Annotated in this window: 21 protein-coding genes and 1 tRNA gene; 10 read left to right on the top strand and 12 right to left on the bottom strand. The window is 64.4% G+C overall.

Features of this window, described 5'->3' with window-relative positions; all coding sequences use genetic code 11:
* Positions 1-10: 10 nt before the first annotated feature.
* From D4765_RS02530 to D4765_RS20080, 5 genes are all read right to left on the bottom strand, one after another.
* Positions 11-397 (bottom strand): hypothetical protein, encoded by a 387-nt coding sequence (locus tag D4765_RS02530; protein WP_201799204.1) that lies wholly within the window; start codon positions 395-397, stop codon positions 11-13.
* Entirely contained in the window at positions 398-835 is a 438-nt protein-coding gene (locus tag D4765_RS02525; protein WP_136640643.1) for a hypothetical protein, read from the bottom strand.
* A gap of 591 nt (positions 836-1,426) precedes the next feature.
* On the bottom strand, positions 1,427-2,293 hold the full coding sequence (locus D4765_RS02520; RefSeq protein ID WP_338054615.1) for a PDDEXK nuclease domain-containing protein: 867 nt from the start codon (positions 2,291-2,293) through the stop codon (positions 1,427-1,429).
* A gap of 90 nt (positions 2,294-2,383) precedes the next feature.
* Positions 2,384-3,100 carry an IS3 family transposase gene (locus D4765_RS02515; RefSeq protein ID WP_416351960.1) on the bottom strand — a complete coding sequence of 239 codons (717 nt, stop codon included), beginning with the start codon at positions 3,098-3,100 and terminating at the stop codon, positions 2,384-2,386.
* A gap of 65 nt (positions 3,101-3,165) precedes the next feature.
* A complete protein-coding gene (locus tag D4765_RS20080) occupies positions 3,166-3,480 on the bottom strand; it encodes a transposase (RefSeq protein ID WP_416351961.1) in 315 nt (104 codons plus the stop codon).
* Positions 3,481-3,647: 167 nt separating this feature from the next.
* On the opposite strand from D4765_RS20080, the gene D4765_RS02510 reads away from it, so the two are divergent.
* From D4765_RS02510 to D4765_RS02485, 6 genes are all read left to right on the top strand, one after another.
* The gene (locus D4765_RS02510) at positions 3,648-4,232 is read left to right on the top strand and encodes a universal stress protein (RefSeq protein ID WP_136640642.1); all 585 of its coding nucleotides are present in this window, start codon (positions 3,648-3,650) and stop codon (positions 4,230-4,232) included.
* 36 nt (positions 4,233-4,268) lie between these two features.
* Entirely contained in the window at positions 4,269-4,652 is a 384-nt protein-coding gene (locus D4765_RS02505; RefSeq protein ID WP_237280218.1) for a VOC family protein, read from the top strand.
* A gap of 47 nt (positions 4,653-4,699) precedes the next feature.
* On the top strand, positions 4,700-6,130 hold the full coding sequence (gad, locus tag D4765_RS02500) for a glutamate decarboxylase (RefSeq protein WP_136640640.1): 1,431 nt from the start codon (positions 4,700-4,702) through the stop codon (positions 6,128-6,130).
* A complete protein-coding gene (locus D4765_RS02495) occupies positions 6,127-7,716 on the top strand; it encodes an amino acid permease (RefSeq protein ID WP_136640639.1) in 1,590 nt (529 codons plus the stop codon). The genes gad and D4765_RS02495 overlap by 4 nt, the downstream gene beginning before the upstream one ends.
* Positions 7,713-7,871 (top strand): hypothetical protein, encoded by a 159-nt coding sequence (locus tag D4765_RS19080; protein WP_161580323.1) that lies wholly within the window; start codon positions 7,713-7,715, stop codon positions 7,869-7,871. The genes D4765_RS02495 and D4765_RS19080 overlap by 4 nt, the downstream gene beginning before the upstream one ends.
* Positions 7,872-8,905: 1,034 nt before the next feature.
* Complete coding sequence (locus D4765_RS02485; RefSeq protein WP_237280217.1) at positions 8,906-9,523, top strand: type IV toxin-antitoxin system AbiEi family antitoxin domain-containing protein; 618 nt, start codon at positions 8,906-8,908, stop codon at positions 9,521-9,523.
* 311 nt (positions 9,524-9,834) lie between these two features.
* On the opposite strand, the gene D4765_RS02480 is transcribed toward D4765_RS02485, so the two are convergent.
* Positions 9,835-9,924 (bottom strand) — tRNA-Ser (locus D4765_RS02480).
* Positions 9,925-10,082: 158 nt separating this feature from the next.
* Between D4765_RS02480 and mgrA the strand changes: the two genes are divergently transcribed.
* From mgrA to radA, 4 genes are all read left to right on the top strand, one after another.
* A complete protein-coding gene (mgrA, locus tag D4765_RS02475; RefSeq protein WP_136640638.1) occupies positions 10,083-11,111 on the top strand; it encodes an L-glyceraldehyde 3-phosphate reductase in 1,029 nt (342 codons plus the stop codon).
* A gap of 43 nt (positions 11,112-11,154) precedes the next feature.
* On the top strand, positions 11,155-11,907 hold the full coding sequence (locus tag D4765_RS02470; protein WP_136640637.1) for a PIG-L deacetylase family protein: 753 nt from the start codon (positions 11,155-11,157) through the stop codon (positions 11,905-11,907).
* 86 nt (positions 11,908-11,993) lie between these two features.
* On the top strand, positions 11,994-12,770 hold the full coding sequence (locus D4765_RS02465) for a hypothetical protein (protein WP_136640636.1): 777 nt from the start codon (positions 11,994-11,996) through the stop codon (positions 12,768-12,770).
* 100 nt (positions 12,771-12,870) lie between these two features.
* Positions 12,871-14,250: a DNA repair protein RadA gene (gene radA / locus D4765_RS02460; RefSeq protein WP_136640635.1), complete on the top strand. Its 1,380-nt coding sequence runs from the start codon at positions 12,871-12,873 to the stop codon at positions 14,248-14,250.
* A 72-nt stretch (positions 14,251-14,322) separates the two neighbouring features.
* Here the strand turns inward: radA and D4765_RS02455 are convergent, their stop codons facing one another.
* The 6 genes from D4765_RS02455 to D4765_RS02430 form a co-directional block, all read right to left on the bottom strand.
* A complete protein-coding gene (locus tag D4765_RS02455) occupies positions 14,323-16,122 on the bottom strand; it encodes a carboxylesterase/lipase family protein (RefSeq protein ID WP_136640634.1) in 1,800 nt (599 codons plus the stop codon).
* 130 nt (positions 16,123-16,252) lie between these two features.
* On the bottom strand, positions 16,253-16,981 hold the full coding sequence (locus D4765_RS02450) for a hypothetical protein (RefSeq protein WP_237280216.1): 729 nt from the start codon (positions 16,979-16,981) through the stop codon (positions 16,253-16,255).
* A 226-nt stretch (positions 16,982-17,207) separates the two neighbouring features.
* The gene (gene ptsP, locus D4765_RS02445) at positions 17,208-18,905 is read right to left on the bottom strand and encodes a phosphoenolpyruvate--protein phosphotransferase (protein ID WP_136640633.1); all 1,698 of its coding nucleotides are present in this window, start codon (positions 18,903-18,905) and stop codon (positions 17,208-17,210) included.
* A 52-nt stretch (positions 18,906-18,957) separates the two neighbouring features.
* Positions 18,958-19,443 (bottom strand): 8-oxo-dGTP diphosphatase, encoded by a 486-nt coding sequence (locus D4765_RS02440; RefSeq protein WP_136640632.1) that lies wholly within the window; start codon positions 19,441-19,443, stop codon positions 18,958-18,960.
* Positions 19,444-19,528: 85 nt separating this feature from the next.
* Positions 19,529-20,068, bottom strand: coding sequence for an amino-acid N-acetyltransferase (locus D4765_RS02435; protein ID WP_136640631.1), 540 nt, complete (start codon positions 20,066-20,068; stop codon positions 19,529-19,531).
* A 173-nt stretch (positions 20,069-20,241) separates the two neighbouring features.
* On the bottom strand, positions 20,242-22,731 hold the full coding sequence (locus D4765_RS02430) for an ATP-dependent Clp protease ATP-binding subunit (RefSeq protein WP_136640630.1): 2,490 nt from the start codon (positions 22,729-22,731) through the stop codon (positions 20,242-20,244).
* Positions 22,732-22,824: the final 93 nt, after the last annotated feature.

Raw genomic sequence — 22,824 nt, 5'->3', positions numbered from 1 at the left:
CGCACGAAGGCTAGCGGAAATTCTTAGCGGAATCCGTCTCGTTCGGGTGTCCGGTCGCGGCTCTCGTGATGATCACCCGGCCGGGCTTCTTCGGCTTGGCGGTGGGCTCGTCGACGACGTACCAAATGCGGGCGCCGTCAGTGACCTTGTACTGCCACTGCGGTAGCTCCACGCCGTCGACGATTACGACGGCCAAGTCCCCTTTGAGTCGGTAGCACCGGGAAGAGTCGAACAGGGCCGGATGAACTCGTAAGTAGTCGTGAGCATCCGCGAGAGCATTCTTCGCTACCGCCTTCAGATCACCCCAGCCCCGCTCAGCAGAGGCGCTGCCAAAGAAGATCTCATACTCGGTGCCTTTGAGTGGCCGGGGAACCGGGATGTCTCTCTTCCCGGCCATCTACGGACGTTCGACTCGCACCTGAACAGTTGGCAATTCGATGGGCTCAACCTGGCTCATGCCCATCGCATACGCCAACGCCGTCTCCTGCCATTCCTGTTGCGCCTGCAACAAACGATCGTACGAACCCAGCTCGCTTGACGAATAAACCAACTGCTCAATCTCAGCCGCATACAAAGCAAGCTCATCAGGTGAAAATTCGGCAGTCCACGCAAACAAGTCGGTCAGCGCCGCAACGACATTATTCTGGTTCCGGCCGATCGCCCGAATCAACCGACTCGACAGAGCCGTGCCGTTCTGGAGTACGTCGAGATCATGGCCGCGCAAAATCACCAGATCGTCACCATCACGACGCGTGATACGAACCTGGCCTTCATCGATATGGGCCAGAACCTCCCTGGGCTTGCGAAGAAGGTCAGTGAAAGTCGCGGTACTCATCGCTCAAGACTACAGCAGATAAACATCTGATTGCGTGGATCGCAATCCTTGCGAGAATGGAAAGCAGGTGCTCGACAGCAGACCGACTCCGCCCCATGGTTCTCTTCCGGGGCCCATCACGTGGCCTGCGCTAATCAGGCACTCGTGGTTAAATTGTGGGCAAATCATGCCCTGACTGAGGGGAAAAGCGCCTCTGACTAGGGGTTTTATGGCGGTACCGGTGGGATTTGAACTCTAATCTGGACCCTTGCAGCGATTGGGATCCGTGCAAGATCCGCGGAAATACAGGCTTCTCGACTCACTCCAGAGCTGTTTGAATGATCGGAGTCACACTCAGTTGTGGGCAAGATGTGGGCAAGCCAAATGGGCTTCGAGTCGAAGATGAGCGATTATCCGTTCCCACAATGATCTGTCATTGTTCCGAGTGATCGGTGACTTGCCAATCCAGCGCGGCGGCGATCTGATCTGCGGTCGGCAAGACCGCCTGCTCGTCGGCGGGTAACGACTCGTAGGTATACGTGGATACCGCCATCGGCGATCCGGTTTGCCCCAGCGCATAACGAACCGTGCGGGCGTTATGGCTACCGCAGATCAGGATACCGCCGGTCGGTCGGTGAAATCCCGGCGCATCTTGTCGTCGACAACCGCGATATAGAAACCGAGCTGGCCCGTATAGCCCGGCTCGAACTTACCCATCTTCAGCTCGATGACCACATAACGGAGCTGCTCAGTGTGAAAAAAGAGCAGGTCCACGAAAAAGTCATCGCCGCCAACATCGAAGTGCACCTGTCGTCCGACGAACGCGAAGCCAGCACCGAACTCGCGAAGAGTCTCAACGATCCGGTCCATCAACGCCTGCTCAAGGTCGCGTTCGGCGACCTCGTCTGTGAGATCGAGGAAGTCGAAGACGTAGGGATCTTTCGAAAGCTGGGTCGCGAGGTCCGAGTCCGCCGGCGCGAGTTGGCCTGCGAAGTTCGACGGCGCAGCGCCCGTGCGCTGCAGCGTCCTATTCATGATCTGGTTCATCAAAGCGTTCCGCGACCAGGCATGCTCGGCAGCCTTCGCTACGTACCAGTCGCGTTCGCTTTGAGTCTCGAGCTTGTCAAGGATCACCATGATATGGCCCCACAGCAATAGTCCAGCAGCTTGCTGGACTAATTGGTCAAGGTCCGGCCATGCCCCCGCGAACGAACGCATGTAGAACACATTTGATCTCGAGAACCCTTTCATGGCGGGGAACTCCGCGCGAAGGTCTTCAGCGAGACGCGTGACGACTTGAGAACCCCACCCCTCGTCGATCTGGCGTTGCAAGACGGTATTGCCTATTGACCAGTACAACATGATCAGTTCCGCGTTTACACGACGATGCGCCGTCAAACGGGCCGCGCGCACTCGACTCTTGAGGTCTTCAAGGACTAGCGGATAGTCCGAAGGTACCGATCCAATCTCAGAAACCATGCGCTCACGCTACCCGCGCCGAGTTAGTCCAGCAGGCCGCTGGACTAAGCGAATGATTCGGCCTGGGTTTAGTTCCGACCGGTTTGTCCGTTACTGGGTCAGTACCGGAGGTGCTTTGATGTCAGCGTAGTACGCGTTCTCGACTTCGATGGGTGTGCGCATGTCGAGTTCGCCGTGGAGGCGCTGGTTGTTCCACCACCACACGTATTCGAGGGTCGCAAGCTCGACTTGCTCGACGGTGCGCCACGGGCCACGCTGCCTGACGAGTTCGGTCTTGTACAGCCCGTTCACCGCCTCATCCAGGGCATTGGCGTATGAATCACCGACGGTTCCTGTTGATGGTTTCGCACCGAGCTCGACGATCCGGTCGGTGTAGACCATCGCCATGTAGTTCGACCCGTGATCGGAGTGGCGCGTGAGCCCGTCGAGATTACCGCCCGCCGCCCACGCCGCCATATCGAGTGCTTGCAGCGGCAGAATGTCCGCCCGTAACGTCGACGCGACGTTCCAGCCGACGATACGTCTGGAGTAAACATCCGTGACGAACGCGACATAAGCGAACCCAGACCATGTCGCGACGTAGGTCACGTCACAGACCCGGAGTCGACGCGGACCGTCAGCGGTGAAGCGTCGCTGAACGAGATCAGTGGGCCTGGCGGCGGTGGGGTCGGATTTCGTCGTGAACACTCTCTTCGACCGTCTGACACCGCGGACTCCCGCGAGTCGCATCAGCCGTTCGGTCTGGTCCCGGCCGATATCCCAGCCCTGCCGGCGCAGCAGCGCATGCATCTTCCGTCGCCCGTACACGCCCTAGTTCTCCGCGTGCAACCGTGTCACCTCGGGAATCAGCAGATCGTCTTCAATGAAACAGATCATCTCGTCGTGGGGCGGCCTGGTTCCTTGGCGAAAAACACGCTCGCCGCTTTCAAGATCTCATTCGCGCGCCGCAGCTCAGCATTCTCACGCTTGAGCTTCCGGTTCTCTTCCGTCATATCCGTCGTGACACCGGGCCGCACCCCGGCATCGATCTCGTACCGGCGGTGCCACACCCGCAATGTGTCAGGCGACACCCCAAGCAGCCCACCCACGTGCTGACAGGCCGCATGCAAACTCGGATACCCCGCTCGTGCCTCAACAAGCATCCGCAACGCACGCTGCCGAAGCTCAGGATCATATTTACTAGCCATCGTGTTCCCATCCTTATCTAAAGATCGGAACTAAACCCAGGCCGAATCAACCCATCAGTAGTGCCATTGGTCCCACCGCGTGAACTTGCCCAGCTGACCGGTAGCGTTCCACGGGTTGTGACCAAAGACCCTATTTGAGGGTCTTTGATCGGTGCGAATCTGACACCATGACATTCCCCACGGCACCCGAAACGCATGACCGAACGGGCCACCCGATCGGTGAAGAAGAACCCGACGGACGAGTATCTCGGTTCGGCGTCGACGGCACCGGCGTCACGACCGACGAATACAACACCGCCCTCGCCTTCGACGAACAGGCCAACCTCGTCCGGACCACCCGCATCGTTGTCGGACTTGACGGCTCCCCCTCGTCCCTAGCGGCACTCCGGAAAGCGGTGACCCTCGCGGCCGGGTCGAATTCGGCCGTGCAGGGGGTTGTCGCCTGGCAGATCCCCAACGGATACGGAGGCTACAACTTCACCGACTGGTCACCCGAGACCGACGCGTTACAGATCATGAACAAAATAGTGAAAGACGCGTTCGAGGGCACCGCGCCAGAGTGGTTCACCCCCGTTGTCAGGCAGGGTAACGCTGCCGCAGTGCTCGTCGAACTGAGCAAGGGCGCCGAGATGCTTGTGGTCGGTAGTCGCGGCCACGGCGGTTTCGCCGGCCTCCTGCTCGGCTCTGTCAGCACTGCGTGCGCAGAACACGCGCACTGCCCCGTCCTCGTCATGCACGACGACGACGCCTGACTCCGCCGCGTTGTTGTGAAGCTCTCCTCCGCGGTGATGTTCGTGAAAACCCTAAGCCGGTCCGTCGACTTCTACACCCAGTTGCTGCAAGCCACCGTCACTGCCCGCGACACCTCAGCAGCTCTCCTCGTCAGCCCCGGTGACTACCAGCTCTACCTCCGAGAACTGGGGTCCTGGGCCGAACACCCCCTCGGCGCGATCGGGATCCAATACCTGATCTGGAGCGCCGACACCCTCGAAGACCTCCGTCGCTGCGAAACGCTTCTCCGGGAACTCTCACCCCACGTCACCGCGCAGACGGTCGACGGCTTCGACATCGTCGAACGGCCAGGCCCTGACGGTGTACCCATCGTCATCGAGCACCCAGGGCCCGACCAGATCCCCCGCGACCAGATCATCCCCCGCATCTACGCCTGGTGACGCCCACCATCACCCCCGAAACACCCCAACCGGAATCGAGAAGGACCATGACACGCACAGACCCCGACGTTGTCGTCGACAACGAGATGGACGACATCTTCGCCTCCACCCCCATGACCACCCGGGCCCCCAAGACCCGCTTCCCGGAACATGAACAGGAACCTCGCGACGTCTACCAGCTCGTGAAAGACGAACTGATGCTCGACGGCGTCGCCCGCATGAACCTCGCCACGTTCTGCACCACCTGGGTCGAACCGGAAGTCCGCCAACTGATGGATGACTCGCTGGACAAGAACATCATCGACAAAGACGAATACCCCCAAACCGCAGAACTCGAAACGCGCTGCATCCACATGCTCGCCGACCTCTTCCACTCCCCCGAAGCCGCCACCACCATTGGCACCTCCACCACCGGGTCAAGTGAAGCCGCAATGCTCGGCGGGCTCGCCGCGAAATGGCGGTGGAAGGCCCGCCGCCAGGCAGCCGGCAAAGACACCGCCCAGCCGAACCTGGTCTGCGGTCCGGTGCAGGTGTGCTGGGAGAAATTCGCCCGCTACTTCGACATCGAACTCCGCCAGGCACCCATGAACGCCGGCAACATCATGACCCCAGCCGAAGCCCTCGCGCTCTGCGACGAGAACACCATCGCCGTCGTCGTCACGTTCGGCCAGACCTTCACCGGCAAGTTCGAAGACGTCGACGCCATCAGCGCCGCCCTGGATGACCTGCAGCTGCGAACCGGGCTGGACATCGACATCCACGTCGACGCCGCCAGCGGCGGGTTCGTCGCCCCGTTCTGCGCCCCCGACATCCAGTGGGACTTCCGGCTGCCGCGCGTGAAATCGGTGAACGTCTCCGGCCACAAAACCGGACTCGCACCCCTTGGCAGCGGCTGGGTCATCTGGCGTCAGGCCGCCGACCTCCCGGAGGAGCTGATCTTCAACGTCAACTACCTCGGCGGGTCGATGCCGACCTTCAACCTAAACTTCTCCCGCCCCGGCGGACAGGTCGTCGCCTCGTATTACAACTTCTTCCGCCTCGGCAAAGAGGGCTATCGGAAGGTACAGTCCGCGACGTACGCCGTCGCGAAGCACCTCAGCACGGGCATCCGGAACACCGGCCGGTTCGACATCGTCTTCGACGGCAACCCGCAGGAGGGCATCCCCGCCGTCACCTGGAAACTCACCGGAGAAACGTCCTCATTCAACCTCTTCGACCTCGCTGAAGAACTCCGCACGAGGGGCTGGCTCGTGCCCGCCTACACCCTCCCACCGAACCAGGAGGCTGTCACTGTGCAGCGCATCATCGTTCGGCACGGCCTCAGCATAGACATGGCCGACCTGCTCCTCGCCGACCTCGGCAACGCGATCACCAAACTCGACAACCGGCCGCCCTCGCGTCCCCTCACCGCGGCCGAAGCCCCTAGCTTCAGCCACACCGGAACCGCCGCGGTACCCAGTGAGCTGGTGCACTCATGAGCAGCCCCAAGCGAACCTCATTCGCATCGAAGAAGAAAAAGAACAACCTTGCCATGACCGTACCGACGGTCGCATTCCTCACCGCGGCCGCCGTCGTCACGAGCCTTCGCGGGCTCCCCGTGATGGCCAAAGAAGAACTCACCATGTTCGTCTACATCGGCTTCGCCACCCTCCTTTTCCTTGTCCCCGCCGCCCTGATCTCTGCGGAGCTCGGCAGCGCGTTCTCCAACCGCAAAGGCGGCGTGTACACGTGGATCGGTGAAGCGTTCGGGCAGCGCTGGGGGTTCGTCGGCATCTGGCTGCAATGGATCCAGAACGTTGTCTGGTACCCCACCGGACTCGCCTTCGCCGCAGCAGCAGCCGCCTACGCCCTGAACCAGGCAGGGCTCGCGCAGGCACACGTCTACGTCGGCGTGTTCTGCATCGTCAGCTACTGGCTCGCGACCCTCGTCGCTCTCCGCGGCAACGCACTGCTCGCGAAGATCGCTAAATACGGCTTCCTCGTCGGTACCGTCGTCCCCGGCGCCGCGCTGCTCGGCCTGTTCATCTACTGGGCAGCGACCGGGCATGCGATGGGCTGGACCACCGCCACAGACCCCGCCGTCGCGACCGTCGTGAACGGTGACAGCACTCCGCGCCTGCTACCCCTGCTCACCGGCCTCGGCTCCCTCGCGTTCCTCGGCAACATCATGCTCCTCTTCGCCGGCGTCGAAGTACAAGCCGTGCACGTCGGAGAAATGAAGAACCCCAGGCGCGGCTTCCCCGCCGCGATGCTGCTCGCCTCCGGCATCTCTGTCGCCGTGTTCCTCCTCGGCTCCATCGCCGTCGCCGGCCTCGTGCCCTACAACGACATCGTCCTCCAAACCGGAGTGTTCGACGCGATGGGCACCGTGCTCGTGGGGCTGTGGAACATGAACTGGCTCGTACAGATCCTCGCCGTCCTCGTCTGCTACGGGGCACTCAGTGGCGCACTAGCGTGGATCTCCGCTCCCAGCCGTGCGCTCCTCACGACAGCGCACGACGGGGTACTGCCGCCGATCCTGCAGAAGACGAACAAGGCCGGTGTCCAACGGAACATCCTCATCCTTCAGGCCATCATCGTCACCGCGGTGTCATCGATCTACCTGTTCACCGCCGACGTCAGCGGAGCATTCTTCCTCATCTCCACCGTCACCATCAGCCTCTACATCGTGATGTACATGTTCATGTACGCCGCCGCCATTCGGCTGCGCTACACCCAACCCCACCTCCCCCGCGCCTTCAAGATCCCCGGCGGCAAGCCCGGCATGTGGATCGTCGCCGGCATCGGATTCCTCGCCGTCGCGTTCGCTCTACTCGTCTCGTTCTTCCCGCCAACTCAGCTCCCGATCGGTGACCCCACCACCTACGTCGCCCTCGTCGCTGGCGGGCTCGTAGTCTTCGTCAGCGCCGCACTTCTGATCTACCACTTCAAGAAGCCGTCCTGGCGAAACGGCTCCCCCGACCAGAAACCACACGAAGCCAGCTTCAACCCGGTGGCACCCTCACCAGCACTGCCGGACACTCCGGCGCCCCGCGAACCCCAGAAGGCAGGAGCCCCCTCATGAAACATCCCTCCTCGACCGATGTGTCCGGAACCGACCGCATCGAAACCGCCGAAGACATCCTCGAAGAAGACATCGTCAATGCCTCCCTCGCAGAACAGGGGCTCCTGCCCATCCCCGACGCCGCCCCCTCCGACGGGCCCGCGCCCGCCGCCTGACCGAACCCTTCACCCAACCCGCCGCACCACCGAACCCGCCGCTCCACTCAACAGAAAGCGAGTACGTCAGGACTGCGCAACCTCTCACACGCCCCACCACCTCCGGCCAGGAACACCACCTCCATGCCGACGCGGCCACCCCGGCCGCGTCCTCAACGACGGGACGACGCGTCCTCGCGGCACTCCGACTCGCTACGGGCTTCATCTTCTTCTGGGCCTTCATCGGCAAACGCTTCGGACTCGGCTACTCCACACCCGCCGCAAAAGCGTGGATCAACGGCGGAACCCCCAGCCAGGGATTCCTGAACAGCCCCTCCGTCGTCGGGCCGCTGAAGCCGTTCTACGCCCGGATCGCCAGCCCCCTCGTGGACTTACTACCGCATCATCTACGCCCTCGCCCTGATCACCGTCGCCGCCCTCTCCGCCGGTGACACGTGGGGCCTCGGTCGAGCGTGGAAGAAGCTTCCCCTCGTACAGCGATATCGCTGGCTCATCTAGCGTCACGCAACCCCCGAACGAGCAGACCCATAAAGTAAGGCAAGAGATCCCCAACTCGCCCCACGCCGCCGACGAACTACCCCACTGGGTACCAACCGCCGAATATCTCTACGTACGCATCATTCCGACCGACATCCAAGGACGCCAATTCGAACGTCAACTTCGCCTCATCATTCCCGAAAGATGAGGCGAACCGATCGGTTCACCCAGAAACACAACCCACGTCCTTCCAAGCGTCCGCCCTTTAAACCGTCAACAGCCGACCACTTACCTCGAACCGCTGACGGTGCCTCCAAAACCAAAGGTTTGTGAGGCACCCCGCTCCCCCCGGAACAGTTCGGCGAAAGTTCCGATTTGTCCGGGTGCTGTCTGTCTCGGAAACTCGTCTCGTAGTCGTTCGTGCCTCATGCCTGTTTTTAGGGCTTCCTGGGGCAGGGAGAGCATCGAGAAGCTTTAGGTATGCGCCCGATGTACCGCTGCTAGGGATTTCCGCGACGACCTGGTGATTCATTTTATATACATATAGACTTATATGTATGCAGGATAATGCAAATGGGAATGCAACGAAGACCATGAAGCTCGATGCACTCCCTCCGGAGACGTTTACCTTTACTGAAGCCCGTAACGCTGGGTTGCAGGTCAGAGACCTGCAGAAGCTGCTCGACCTTCGTGAGATCGAACGTGTCGGCCGCGGACGTTATCGTCGCACCGATGCCCCATTCGCCGACTTGAGTCTCATCGAAATCTCAACACGGGCCTCTCTCGCCACAATCTGCCTGACCAGCGCATTAGCTCGATACGACCTGATGGACGCGATACCCGAAAGGATCGACATCGCGCTCCCCCGCAACACCAGTCACCCGAAGACAACCGCGTCAGTACACTGGCACTCCTTCGATACTTCGACGTTCAACATCGAACGTCGCGAGACACCGATCGAGGGCAGCAGCGTCACTATCGGCATGTACAGCCCAGAGCGCTCGATCATCGACGCGTTCCGACTTCGCGGCTACGTCGGCTACGAAATCGCCACGGAGGCGCTGCGCAACTGGCTCCGGCTTCGCGGATCCCGTCCCGCGAAGCTCATCGAAATCGCCCGTCAGATCCCCCGGTCCGAAGGGCCGCTCCGCACCGCACTGGAGTACCTCACGTGACAAGCGCAGCCACCACCAGCGCCAAACTAACCACCCTAGCCCGCGAACAAGGACTCAACTCACACGAGACACACGTGCTCTATGTGCTCGAACGGTTTCTCGACCGTCTCGGCCGAACAAAGTACTCGGAGGACTTTGTCGCTGGAACCCTGAAACACAAACCTGGACTGAATGATTTCGCCCTTGGCCAAGAGCGTTTCAGACACGCGCTTTCCGAGCCGACGACGACGCGCATACCTGCAGCACATGGGCGAATTGTGGGCAAATCGCACACCAAGTAAGAGAAAAAGCGCTTCTGATCAGGGGTTTTATGGCGGTACCGGTGGGATTTGAACCCACGGTGCTCTTTCAAGCACACATGTTTTCGAGACATGTACCTTCGGCCGCTCGGACACGGTACCGGGGAATACCTTACGGCACCCGGCAGCGCCGCGCCAATCGGCGAGCAGCGAGCGGAGAGCGGCGACTGCGACCCGCGTCGGTGCCGATGGTGTTGAAGCGGGCACAGGTCGGCCCCTTTCTCCAAGCGATGGAGCGGGTGACATGACAAGATCGATCTGTGACCTATTCAGCAGCGGAGAACCGCTATGACCTCCTTCCCTACCGACGCACCGGGCGCAGTGGCCTGAAACTGCCTGCCGTGTCGCTCGGCCTCTGGCAGAACTTCGGCGACACGACGTCTACCGAGACGCAGCGCGCCATTCTCCGCCGCGCGTTCGACAGCGGCGTCACCCACATCGACCTGGCGAACAACTACGGGCCGCCCTACGGCAGCGCAGAGACGAACTTCGGGCGCATCTTCGCCGAAGACTTCGCCCCGTACCGCGACGAGATGGTCATTTCGAGCAAGGCGGGCTACGACATGTGGCCGGGGCCGTACGGAGACCTCGGTTCACGCAAGTATCTGCTCGCGTCGCTCGACCAGAGCCTCTCCCGCATGGGGCTCGACTACGTCGACATCTTCTACTCCCACCGAGCCGACCCCGACACCCCGCTTGAAGAGACGATGGGTGCCCTGCACACGGCGGTCACCTCGGGTCGCGCCCTGTACGCAGGCATCTCGAGCTATTCGCCCGAGCGCACCGTCGCGGCGGCACGCATCCTGGCCGACCTCGGTACTCCCCTGCTCATTCACCAGCCGTCGTACTCCATGTTCAACCGGTGGATCGAGAGCGGCCTTCTCGACACCCTCGGCGACCTCGGCGTCGGCTGCATCGCGTTCTCGCCACTCGCGCAGGGTCTGCTGACCGACCGCTACCTCGGCGGAATTCCTTCCGATTCGCGGGCAGCCCTGAACGGCTCGATGCAGCAGAGCTTCGTCAACGACGACACTCTGACGCACCTGCGCGCGCTGAACGACATCGCGTCGGGCCGCGGACAGACACTGGCGCAACTCGCCCTGTCGTGGGCGCTGCGTGACGAGCGGGTGACGTCAGTACTCATCGGTGCGTCGAGCGTCAAGCAGCTCGATGACAACCTTGCGGCCACCCAGAACCTGTCATTCGAGCAGAGCGAGCTCGATGCCATCGACGAGCACGCCGTTGAGGCGGGCATCAACCTCTGGGCGACGTCGAGCGCGGTGCAGTAGAACAGCCGGGCACTGGTTCAGATCTCGACCGTAGGGTTCACAGATGGTATTCCCCGAGCTGACAGAGGGCGGCGGCGGTTCTTCCGAACCGACCGTGCTGCTGCTGCACGCGCACCCCGATGACGAGACCATCGCCACGGGTGGCCTGATGGCCCATCTCGTGAGCGGTGGTGTGCGGGTGGTGCTGCTCACGGGTACTCGGGGCGAGCGCGGCGAGGTGGTCGCCGGCCCGCTCGAGCACCTCGAGGGCACGGCCGAGCTGGCCGCGGTGCGCGTGCACGAGCTCTCCCAAGCGCTCGCTGAGCTGGGTGTCACTGAGCATCGATTCCTCGGCACCTCACGGTTATATTCCGATTCAGGAATGCGGTGGGGCGACGATGGCTTTGCCAAGGCGGCGTCTGATGCTCCCGCCGATGCGCTGAGCCTGGCTCCGTTCGAGCAGGTCGTCGCCGAGATCGGTGCGGTCATTGCTGAGGTCACACCCTCGCTGGTGGTGACGTACGACGAGCGGGGTGGGTACGGGCATCCGGATCACGTGCGAATCCACGAGGCCGGCATCGACGCGGCGTCTGCAGCCGGTGTCCCCGTGTACGTCATCGTCGCAGAAGCCGCCGAAGCCGAAGCCGAAGCCGGTGACATCGCCGTGCCGCTCGGGCCTTTTCGGGCGGCCAAGATGCGGGCGCTCGGCGCGCATCGCACGCAACTCAGTGTCGACGGCGACGACATCGTGCACTCGGGCGGGCAGCGGCAGAACATTCCTGAAGTCGAGGTCTTTCGGCGATGGAAGAGCTCCTGAGTTCGCTAGTACCCAAGTGTTAAGCTCGCCTTACTAGGTCATGTAAAAACGCGCTTGATCTCTTACTGGAAGGCACATTTACCCAAATGAGCTACATCACATCCCCCGCCTTCGAAAAGAAGGGCTACGTCGTACTCGACGCGTACGACCAAGCCGCCGACCCGCAAGAGTGGCTCAACCTCCAATACGTCGACTGGAAGTCGTCGGGCGACACCCGCTGGGCCCCGCTCGCGAGCGCCTTCGGCGAGATGGAGTGCAACGGGTTCTGGAACCACACCCCTCCGCGCACCGACAAAGACGGGGTCTGGGTGCAGGCAAACGTCGACAAGGCCCCCATTCTGAAGGCCCGCGCCGAAGAGCCCGGCGCGAACGTCGGGCGTTGCCGCGTCATCGAACTGCAGCCGAACGACTATGCAGGCGCCATCTACAACCTGCACCAAGACGACAACAACCGCCTCAACCCCGACGGCACCGGGTGGATCGTGCGCAGCTTCTTCAACCTCAGCGACGATCCCGACTCGGTGCTCATTCTGCGCGAAGACCGGTTCGACCCCGAGACCGAGGTGCGCATCCCACTCCCGGCTGGCTCGCAGGTCGTCGTCGACACCCAGCGGTTCTGGCACGCGGTGTGGCACACCGGCCCTCTGCCCCGGTACTCTCTCATTTCATCGTGGACCTCGGGCCCCGAACTCGACGCCTACATTCAGAAGTATCACGGCGCTTCCCAGCCGAACAACCCGCCGCTCGACCAGGCGATCATCGACGACGCCCAGTTTCAGATGAAGCGCCGCCTCGCCGAGCGTGCTGCCACGCTCGCCGCGCAGGGCAAAAAAGACCACGCGCCGAAAGACCCCGAGGCGTAGCAGGCCGCTCCACTCGCTCACACGGCTCCGGATGCCCGAGCTCTCCACAGTGGGGGGCGCGGGTTCCGGCACTGTCGGTGGGCCCGCCTATCGTTGAGTCATGCCAACCAAGCCCCTCAGCAACTTCAAGTGCACCGAATGCGGCTGGACCACCCTGCGGTGGGCCGGCCGCTGTGGTGAGTGCCAGTCGTGGGGCACGGTCGTCTCTGCGGCCGAGACCACTGGGCTGCACGGCCAGGTGCGCGCGGTCAACCTCGAAGAGGGCCGCATCGCCCGCCCCATCACCGAGATCGAGACCGACGCGGCCACCCACTGGGCCACCGGTATCACCGAGTTCGACCGTGTGCTGGGTGGCGGCCTGGTGCCCGGCGTCGCCATTCTGCTGTCGGGTGAGCCGGGCGTCGGCAAATCGACGCTGCTACTCGAGGTTGCGGCGCGAGCGGCCCAGGAGCACCTCCGCGTGCTCTACGTCAGCGCCGAAGAGTCGGTCGGTCAGATCAAGATGCGGGCCGAACGAACCGGTTCTCTCTCCCCCACCCTCATGCTCGCCGCCGAGACCGACCTGGCCACGATTCTCGGCCAGATCGACGCGGTCATGCCGCACCTCGTCATCGTTGATTCGGTTCAGACTGTCAGCAGCTCCACCATCGAGGGCTCGGCTGGCGGCCCCACGCAGGTGCGGGCCGTCGCGTCGGCTCTCATTCGGGTGGCGAAAGAGCGCTCGCTGCCGGTGCTGCTCGTCGGGCACGTCACCAAAGACGGGTCTATTGCCGGCCCCCGTGTGCTCGAGCACCTCGTCGACGTCGTGTGCCAGTTCGAAGGCGACCGGCAGACGTCGTTGCGTTTTGTTCGTACGCTGAAGAACAGGTTCGGTCCCACCGACGAGGTGGGCTGCTTCGAGATGACGGGCGAAGGTATTCGCGAAGTACCCGACCCGAGCGGTCTGTTTCTCAGCCGGGGCAGCGAGGCCGTGAGCGGTACCTGTGTCACGGTCGCTCTCGAAGGGCGCCGCGCGCTGCCCGTCGAGGTTCAGGCTCTCGTCGTCGGCACCACCGCGCCGAACCCGCGCCGGGTCACGAACGGGGTCGACTCCTCGCGCGTGTCGATGCTCCTCGCGGTTCTCGAGCGTCGCATGAAGGTCAGACTGAGCGACAAAGACGTGTACGTGTCGACCGTCGGCGGGGTGAAGCTCACCGAACCGGCGGCCGACCTGGCCATCGCGCTCGCCATTGCCTCCGCCGCGAGCGACCTCGCGCTGCCGCACAATTTCGTCGCGTTCGGCGAGATCAGCCTCGCGGGCGAGGTGCGGCCCGTCACCTCGAGCGCCCTCCGCGCCACCGAGGCCAAGCGGCTCGGCTTCACCAACCTGGTCGGTCCGGGCGAGACAGCCATTCGCGCGGCATTCGCCCGGGCGTTCAATGGTGCTCGCTCGGGCGGGCCGGCGGGTGTGGAGTCTGGGGGCGGCCGCGACAGGAAGTGAAGCAACAGCAGCCGCGACAACGACAACGACAGCCGACAGCGACAGCGACAGCGACAGCGACAGCTGAAGGTGTCACACGTGCGGAACGAACGCCAGCCAGGCGAGACGACGAGAACGGCGTGGGTCTGACTCGATACGGTCATCGCTGTCGATGATGAGGGTGCGGCGGCGCGCTTCGTCATAGCGGGGCCACACGAGAGCGCGGGACTGGTCGAGAGCGCGGGACTGGTGGGGAGCGCGGGACTGGTCGAGAACGCGGGACTGATCGAGAGCGCGGGTGGTACGACGCGTTCGGGGCACCGAGGCGCGAACATGCGGCAGGTTGGACGCGGGTGACAGGTCGGCTGCGAGGGTCGGCACGGGAGCGGATGCCGGTTCTCGTGCGGAGTCGGGGAGGCGGGCATCCGGAACCCCGGTGTAGGCGAACGACGACCAGTAGCGCCGCATGCGGGCGCCGGCGCGAAGGAACGGGCGGCGGCCTCCGAGAAGGGTCATCGTGTGCCCGAAGGGAGAGCCGAGACGGTCGAACACCGCGAAGAGTTCGAGGCCGTGCGTGGCGTCGAACCCGGCGAGCCGCACGAGCCGTGGGGCGAGGTCGAAGCGATAGAAGTACACGGGGGCGAAGCGCGAATGCCGTTCGGCTACCTTCACCGTGGGGTACCAGAACGCGTAGTCTCCGCCGAAATCGGCGGCAGGGCGCTTGGCCGGCAGGCCCGGGTACTCGGCCTTGATCGCCTTGCGCGCCTTCTTTTTCGTCTTCGCGAAGATGGCGCGGATGCGCTGGGGTGTCGTCGCAAGGATGTCGAGGCGCCCGGTGAAGAGAGCTCCTTCGCGATCGTTTGTGCCGATGATGAGCGGAATCGGATGCGCACGCCCGGCTTTGAACGCATCGAGGGGGCGCTCGGGCAGAAAGTCCCCGTCGATGACGGGGCAGAGGGCGATGGTTCCGGGGTCGGAGTCAGGGGCCCTCGTGGTGAGAGCATCTGTCGCCCGCACGAGGTCTCGCCAGTCGGCCGTGACCAGCATTTCGCCCGCGTCTTCGGCCGTGGTGTTCTCGACGCTGTCGTTGGCGATGCGCGAGCTCAGCAGTTCGACGAACTGTGCGCCCCACTCGCGGGTGAGGTCGGGTGGGTAGACCGCATTCGTGGGTGAGCTCTGGGCGATGGCGCGGGCGAAGAGTCCGGATGCCCGCGGCACGGTCATGAGCGTCGTCACCGCGTTCGCCCCGGCCGACTCCCCGAACAGCGTTACGCGCAGAGGGTCGCCCCCGAACTCGCGGATGTTCGCCTGGATCCACTCGAGCGCCGCTACGCAGTCCTTCAGACCGAGGTTGTTCTCGATCGGGCGCTCGGGCGTCGAGTACCCGGTGAAGTCGAGAAAGCCGAGGGCTCCGAGGCGGTAGTTGATGCTGACGTAGACCACGTTTCCGTCGCGAGCGAGGGTGTCGCCGTTGCGCGGCACCTCCGACGAGGAGCCAACGCTGTACGCCCCGCCGTGAATGAACACCATGACGGGCAGCAGCGGTGCGGCATCCGGCGCCGCGTTCGGGCGCATCGAAACCGTGTCGGCAGCTGGCCGGGCCGGGCGCACGATGTTGAGGGTCAGGCAGTCTTCGCCCATCGGCGCGTTCTTCGCGGCGCCGATGAAGTTGCCCTCCCGCGACTGGGCCGACACCGCCCCGAATCGGCTGGCATCCCGGATGCCCGTGAAAGGTTCGGGCTGCCTGGGGCCGCGAAACCGCAGGGCTCCGACGGGTGGGGCTGCGAACGGAATTCCGCGCCACGCTTCGATGCCGCGCTCACGCACCCCACGTACGACGCCTTCGCGCGTGCGAACCTCGAGACCGGGCGACGTTCGGGCGCGGGTCAGCATAAGCCGATCCTAACCCGCCAACATTACGCGCGGGCTGCCGCGTCAGGCTTCCCCGGCGTCGACTTTCCCCAGAACGTCGACAAAGGCCAGCCGAGGCGACGAAGTGGGGAAACTCGATGCCCCGAGAGGGTCAGTAGAGGAGGAACTGGGCTGAGGCCGCGGAGGCGATGCCGTCGACCGAGACGGTGAGGTGGTACGACGCGCCACCCGCGGGAACGGAGGCCGGCGCCGAGGCGCCGCATGTGCTGGGCGAGGAGCGGGCGCGGTTCCAGGCGAACGGGGTTGAGCTCACCGTTTGGCCGGGTGCGAGCATGGCGGCGGTGTCGGATGCGTCGGTCTGGCAGTCGGTCGACTTCCAGTAGACCTCGGTTCCGCTGGTGATGGTGTAGATCTGCTTCGAGGTTCCGGCGTTGATGGTGCAGGGGTCGGCGCCGGTGTTGACGATGGTGAACGACAGTTTGGGCTGCGATCCGGCGGAGTAGCTGTTCGAGTCGGTGACGGCGGTCACGGTGATGTTGCCGGCGGCGCAGGCAGCCGATCCATCGGCAGTCGACGTGGCGGCGGGAGCAGCGGGGGTCGCGGCCGGGTCTGGCGCGGCAGCGGTGGCGGGCGGGTCAGCGGGTGCAGGGGTGGCCGACGTGGATGCTGCGGGGCCCTGCTGCGGGGCATCCGACGCACCCGCAGCCGCCGTGCTGCCGGGGGCGGCCGTCGGGCTCGTCGCGCCACTGGCGACCGCGCGGATGATCAGCACCACCGCCACGATCACGATGATGACGCCCACCAGTGCAACCAGGCGGCGCCGGCGATACACCTTCGCCGAAGGGCGGCGGCGGGCGGGCGGATGCCCCGGCATAGACATTCTGCAAGGTTACCGATCGCTGCAGAGGTGCGCGGGCGGGGCTCGCCGCCGGCGCTCGGCGTGGCCCGCCACGGTGGGCAGATTCCCAGCCTGGAGCAAGCGACGCACGCAATGCAAGCAGCACGAGCAGCGCACGCAACGGCGCGTGCGGGCGCGCGGGCGGGCGAGAGGGCGCGCGGGCGGGCGAGAGGGCGCGCGGGCGGGCGAGAGGGCGCGCGGGCGCGCCTCAGCCGATCGCGTTCGCCGCCGAAAGCCCGGTCACGGCCGCGCGGGCACGCGAAGCCGAGGTGGCCGCCACCGCGACGCGGGCGAGTTCGCGCGCCTCGGCGAGGGTGTGGCGGGCGAGTTCGGCCCGAACATCCGCGATGGCCGCCGGGGTCATCGAGAGTGTTGTCACACCGAGCCCCACCAGCACGACGGCCAGCAGCGGGTCGGCCGCGGCCTCGCCGCACACCCCGACGGGCTTGCCGGCCACACGCCCGGCCTCGCCGAGCATGCCCACGAGTCGCAGAACCGCGGGGTGCCACGGGTCTTGCAGGTTCGCCACGGAGCCGAGCAGCCGGTCGGCCGCGAGCGTGTACTGGGTGAGGTCGTTCGTACCGATGCTCACAAAGTCGGCCACGTCGAAGATCTGGTCGGCCACGAGCGCCGACGAGGGAACCTCGGCCATGACTCCGGCGACCTGAATGCCGAGTTCGCGCGCGAATGACACGAAGTATTCGGCGTCGTCGGCGTCGGCCACCATGGGTGCCATGACCCACAGTTCGACCTTCTCGCCGGGCTCGAGGTCGTCGCGATGCCCATTGACGCGCGCCTCGGCCGTCGCGAGCGCGAGGAGCTGGTCGCGCAGAATGTCTTCGGCTGCGCGGAGGGCACGAATGCCGCGGAGGCCGAGGGCCGGGTTCTCCTCTTTCGCGTCATTCAGAAAGCTCAGCGGTTTGTCGGCACCGGCATCGAGCACACGAACGACAACCTTCTTGCCGACGAACGCGCGCAACATGGCTTCGTATTGGGTGACCTGCGACTCGACCGAGGGCGCCTCAGTGGAATCGAGAAACAGAAACTCGGTGCGAAAGAGCCCAACGCCTTCGGCCCCGAGCGCGAGTGCCTCAGCGGCGCCCTCGGCAGACCCGAGGTTGGCGAGGAGCGGCACGAGGGTTCCGTCGGCCAGAGCCCCGGGCCGTAGCGGCGCGGCAGCCTCGGCCGCGCGCTGGGCGATGCGCTCGGTGGCGCGCTCGACGTCGGAGTCGGCCGGCTCGGTGAGAACGGTTCCGGCACCCGCGTCGAGCACGACGAGCGTTCCGTCGGCCAGGTTCTCGGCCCCCTTCACACCCACGATGGCGGGGATCGACTTCGACCGCGCCAGAATCGCGGTGTGCGAGGTAGGCCCACCTTCGCGCGTGATCAGCCCGACGACCTTCGCGAGGTCGAGCAGCGCCGTGTCGGCCGGTGCGAGGTCGTGGGCGACGAGGATGAACGGGGTCGCCGACTCGGGCACCCCCGGCGCCGGCACGCCCCGGAGGTGTGCGATGATGCGCTGCGAAACGTCGTCGAGGTCGGCGGCCCGCTCGGCCATGTACCCACCCATCTGAACGAGCAGGTCGCGAAAACCAGCGAACGCCTCGAACACGGCGCGATCAGCGGTTTTACCGCTGCCAAGGCGCGTCTGGATGTCTTCGACAATGGTGGGGTCTTCTGCCATCAACGACTGGGCGTTCAACACGTCTTGGGCTTCTCCGCCGGCAGCAGCACCGCGTGCCAGAAGGTCGGCAGCGACGGCGGCGAGCGAGACCTCGATGCGCGCGAGCTCTGCTTCAGGTTCAGCCGTGCTCGGCTCGTCTGTGGGCTCGGCGAGAGGTTCGGGCATCCGGAGCGTTGAAGCGACCGCAAGACCGCGACCGACGCCCACACCGTGTAACAGCATTGATTTGCTCCTTAGAAGTGGCAACTCCATCAACACTAACGCGGCGCCGAGGTCAGGCCTGCGGCAGATTCGTCTCGGCCACCGTCGCGTTGTCTGCCTGAAACGAGAAGCGTGCGCGAACCGTCTCGCCGGCAAGCACCCGCGGCAGCCAGAACCTCGCATCGTGCCACATCGCCTCGAAGGGAATCTCGTCGAGGGCGAACCAACGGGGCGCAAGTTCGACACTCGCCCGGGGTTCGCCCTGCCACACCTCGGCCACGAAAACGGTCGAATTCTGACTCCACGACGGCTTGTACGGAAACTCGTACACCAGATACCCGGCCTGCCGAAGGTCTGCTGGGGCTATGCGGATGCCCGTTTCCTCTGCCACCTCGCGCACGATGGCGTCTAGGGCGCTTTCGCCCGCCTCGAGCTTGCCGCCGGGCCCCACGACCTTGCCGATGCCGAGCCCGGTGAGCTTCTCGCCGAGCAGAACCTCGCGCCGGCCATCCGCTCGCTGCCGGATGAGGTAGCAGACGCACACCTCGTAGCCGCTCATCGGCGGGCAGTGGGGCCGGTGACCCCCGTGAGACCGGCGACGCAAAAAAGTGGGGTGGGCGTGAGCAGCCCGATGCAACTCCGGCTCACAGGTGCTTCAGCATGCGCGTGTTGCCGAGGGTGTTCGGCTTCACGCGCGCGAGGTCGAGAAACTCGGCCACGCCCTCGTCGGGTGAGCGAACGAGTTCGGCATAGACATCCGGAGCCACCAACGCCAGGGGCGAGGCCACGAAGTCGTGGCGTTCGAAGAAGGCGACCTCGAAGGTGAGGCAGAACAGCCGCGACAGCCCGAGCTCGCGAGCGTCGCGTTCGATCGACTCGAGGAGGGCATGGCCGACGCCCTTGCCGAGGTACGCCGGGTCGACGGCGAGCGTGCGCACCTCACCCAGGTCTTCCCAAAAGACATGGAGCGCGCCGCAGCCGATGGGGGTGCCCTCAGAGTCGACCCCGATACGAAACTCCTGCACGGCCTCGTAGTAGACCACGGCGTCTTTGCCGAGCAGCACGCGGGTCTGCACGAGTGGTTCGGCGAGGCGTTGGATGTACGGCACATCTGACGTACGCGCGCGTCGCACCGTGATCGGCCCGAGTGCGGGGCGAACGGCGGACACGTCTGAGTTGGTCATGCTCCATCCTTGCAGCCCCCGCCCGTTTTCACGAAAACCACTGCGCGTGGCTGCTTCGGGTGACGTGGCGCCGCGGTGAACGGCGAAAGGGCCGGCAACGGTGAGGGGGCCGGCCCTTTCGGGTGAATCGGGGTGGTGCTGGTGAAGCGGGGTGGTGCAGTTGGCGCTGGCGCCTAGTCGATCGCCGGCGCAACCGCGCCCTCGGCCGTGATGGCGGCAAGCGGCTCGGGCGACGTTGTGAGGAAGGTGAACTCCCCCTCGACGAAGTCGACGTAGATGTGATCGCCAGCGTTCAGCTCACCAAGCAGGATGCGCTCAGAGAGTCGGTCTTCGACCTCGTTCTGCATTGCGCGGCGAAGCGGTCGAGCACCGAGTGACGGGTCGAACCCGACCTCGATGAGACGCTCTTTGCTCGACAGCGACAGCTCGATGGTCAGGTCGCGATCCATCAGGCGGTCGCGAAGGCGGCCGATGAACAGGTCGACGATCTGCAGCAGCTCTTCTTTCGACAGCTGCGGGAACACGATGGTGTCATCGACGCGGTTCAGGAACTCGGGCTTGAAGTGCTTCTTCAGCTCTTCGTTCACCTTGCCCTTCATGCGGTCGTACGACGTCGACACGTTCGTCTGCGACTGGAAGCCGATGGGCGAACCGGTGATGTCTTTCGTACCGAGGTTGGTGGTCATGATAATCACCGTGTTCTTGAAGTCGACAACACGACCCTGGCCATCGGTCAGCCGGCCCTCTTCAAGAATCTGAAGCAGCGAGTTGAAGATGTCGGGGTGAGCCTTCTCGATCTCGTCGAACAGCACCACGCTGAAGGGCTTGCGGCGCACCTTCTCGGTGAGCTGACCGCCCTCTTCGAAGCCGACGAATCCGGGAGGAGCACCGAACAGACGAGAAACGGTGTGCTTCTCGCCGTACTCGCTCATGTCGAGCGAGATGAGGGCGTTCTCGTCGTCGAAGAGGAACTCGGCGAGCGCCTTCGCGAGCTCGGTCTTGCCGACACCCGTGGGGCCGGCGAAGATGAACGAACCCGAGGGGCGCTTGGGGTCTTTGAGGCCCGACCGCGTGCGGCGAATCGTGCGAGACAGAGCCGCGATGGCCTCTTCTTGCCCGATGACACGCTCGTGCAGCGCCTTCTCCATGAACATGAGTCGCGACGACTCTTCTTCGGTGAGCTTGAACACCGGGATGCCCGTGGCCTGCGCCAGAACCTCGGCAATCAGCCCCTCGTCGACGATGCCCGACGCCTTCACGTCGCCCGACTTCCACTTCTTCTCGAGCCGCAGACGCTCACCGAGCAGGTTCTTCTCCTCGTCGCGGAGAGACGCGGCCTTCTCGAAGTCTTGTTCCTCGATCGCAGCCTCTTTGCGGCCACGAACGAGTGCGATGCGCTCGTCGAACTCGCGAAGCTCCGGCGGCGCCGACAGAATCGACAGGCGAAGGCGTGCGCCGGCCTCATCGATCAGGTCGATGGCCTTGTCTGGCAGGAAGCGGTCGGCCACGTACCGGTCAGCGAGGTTCGCTGCGGCGACAATGGCACCGTCGGTGATCGACACCTTGTGGAACGCCTCGTACTTGTCGCGAAGCCCCTTCAGAATGTTGATCGTGTGGGGCAGCGTGGGCTCGGCGACCTGAATGGGCTGGAAGCGGCGCTCGAGCGCAGCGTCTTTCTCGAAGTGCTTGCGGTACTCGTCGAGCGTGGTCGCGCCGATGGTCTGCAGTTCACCGCGGGCCAACAGCGGCTTCAGGATGCTCGCGGCGTCTATTGCGCCCTCAGCAGCCCCGGCACCGACGAGCGTGTGGATCTCGTCGATGAAGGTGATGATGTCGCCGCGGGTGCGGATCTCCTTCGTGACCTTCTTCAGGCGCTCTTCGAAGTCGCCCCGGTAGCGTGAACCCGCGATGAGCGACCCGAGGTCGAGCGTGTAGAGCTGCTTGTCTTTCAGCGTCTCGGGAACGTCGCCCCGAACGATGGCCTGGGCGAGGCCCTCGACGACGGCGGTCTTGCCGACACCGGGCTCACCGATGAGAACAGGATTGTTCTTCGACCGGCGCGACAAGATCTGCATTACGCGCTCGATCTCTTTCTCGCGCCCGATGACCGGGTCGAGTTTGTTGTCGCGCGCGGCCTGCGTGAGGTTGCGGCCGAACTGGTCGAGAATCTGCGAGCCCTTGTCGGGCGCCTGGTCGTTGCCACCCACGGCGACGGCCTCTTTGCCCTGGTACCCGCTCAGCAGCTGAATGACCTGCTGGCGAACACGGTTGAGGTCAGCACCGAGCTTGACCAGAACCTGGGCGGCGACGCCTTCACCCTCGCGAATGAGGCCGAGCAGGATGTGCTCGGTGCCGATGTAGTTGTGACCGAGCTGCAGGGCCTCGCGAAGCGACAGCTCGAGCACCTTCTTGGCACGCGGCGTGAACGGAATGTGACCGGTGGGCTGCTGCTGGCCCTGGCCGATGATGTCCTGCACCTGCTCGCGCACGGCGTCGAGCGAGATGCCGAGTGACTCGAGCGCCTTGGCAGCGACACCTTCGCCCTCGTGAATGAGCCCGAGCAGGATGTGCTCGGTGCCGATGTAGTTGTGGTTGAGCATCTTGGCTTCTTCTTGGGCCAAAACGACGACGCGACGGGCACGGTCGGTAAATCTCTCAAACATGCTGACTCCTTGGGTACCGGGGCAGTGACGGTAACCGGTACATAAATGCTAACCACCGAGGTTCGGCATTGCTGCTGTGTTCGCCGTGGGCAG

This window comes from Subtercola vilae (assembly GCF_004923255.1).
GTDB lineage: Bacteria > Actinomycetota > Actinomycetes > Actinomycetales > Microbacteriaceae > Subtercola > Subtercola vilae.
Note: the sequence above shows the minus strand (reverse complement) of the source record. Positions and strands in the feature narration are given on the sequence as shown.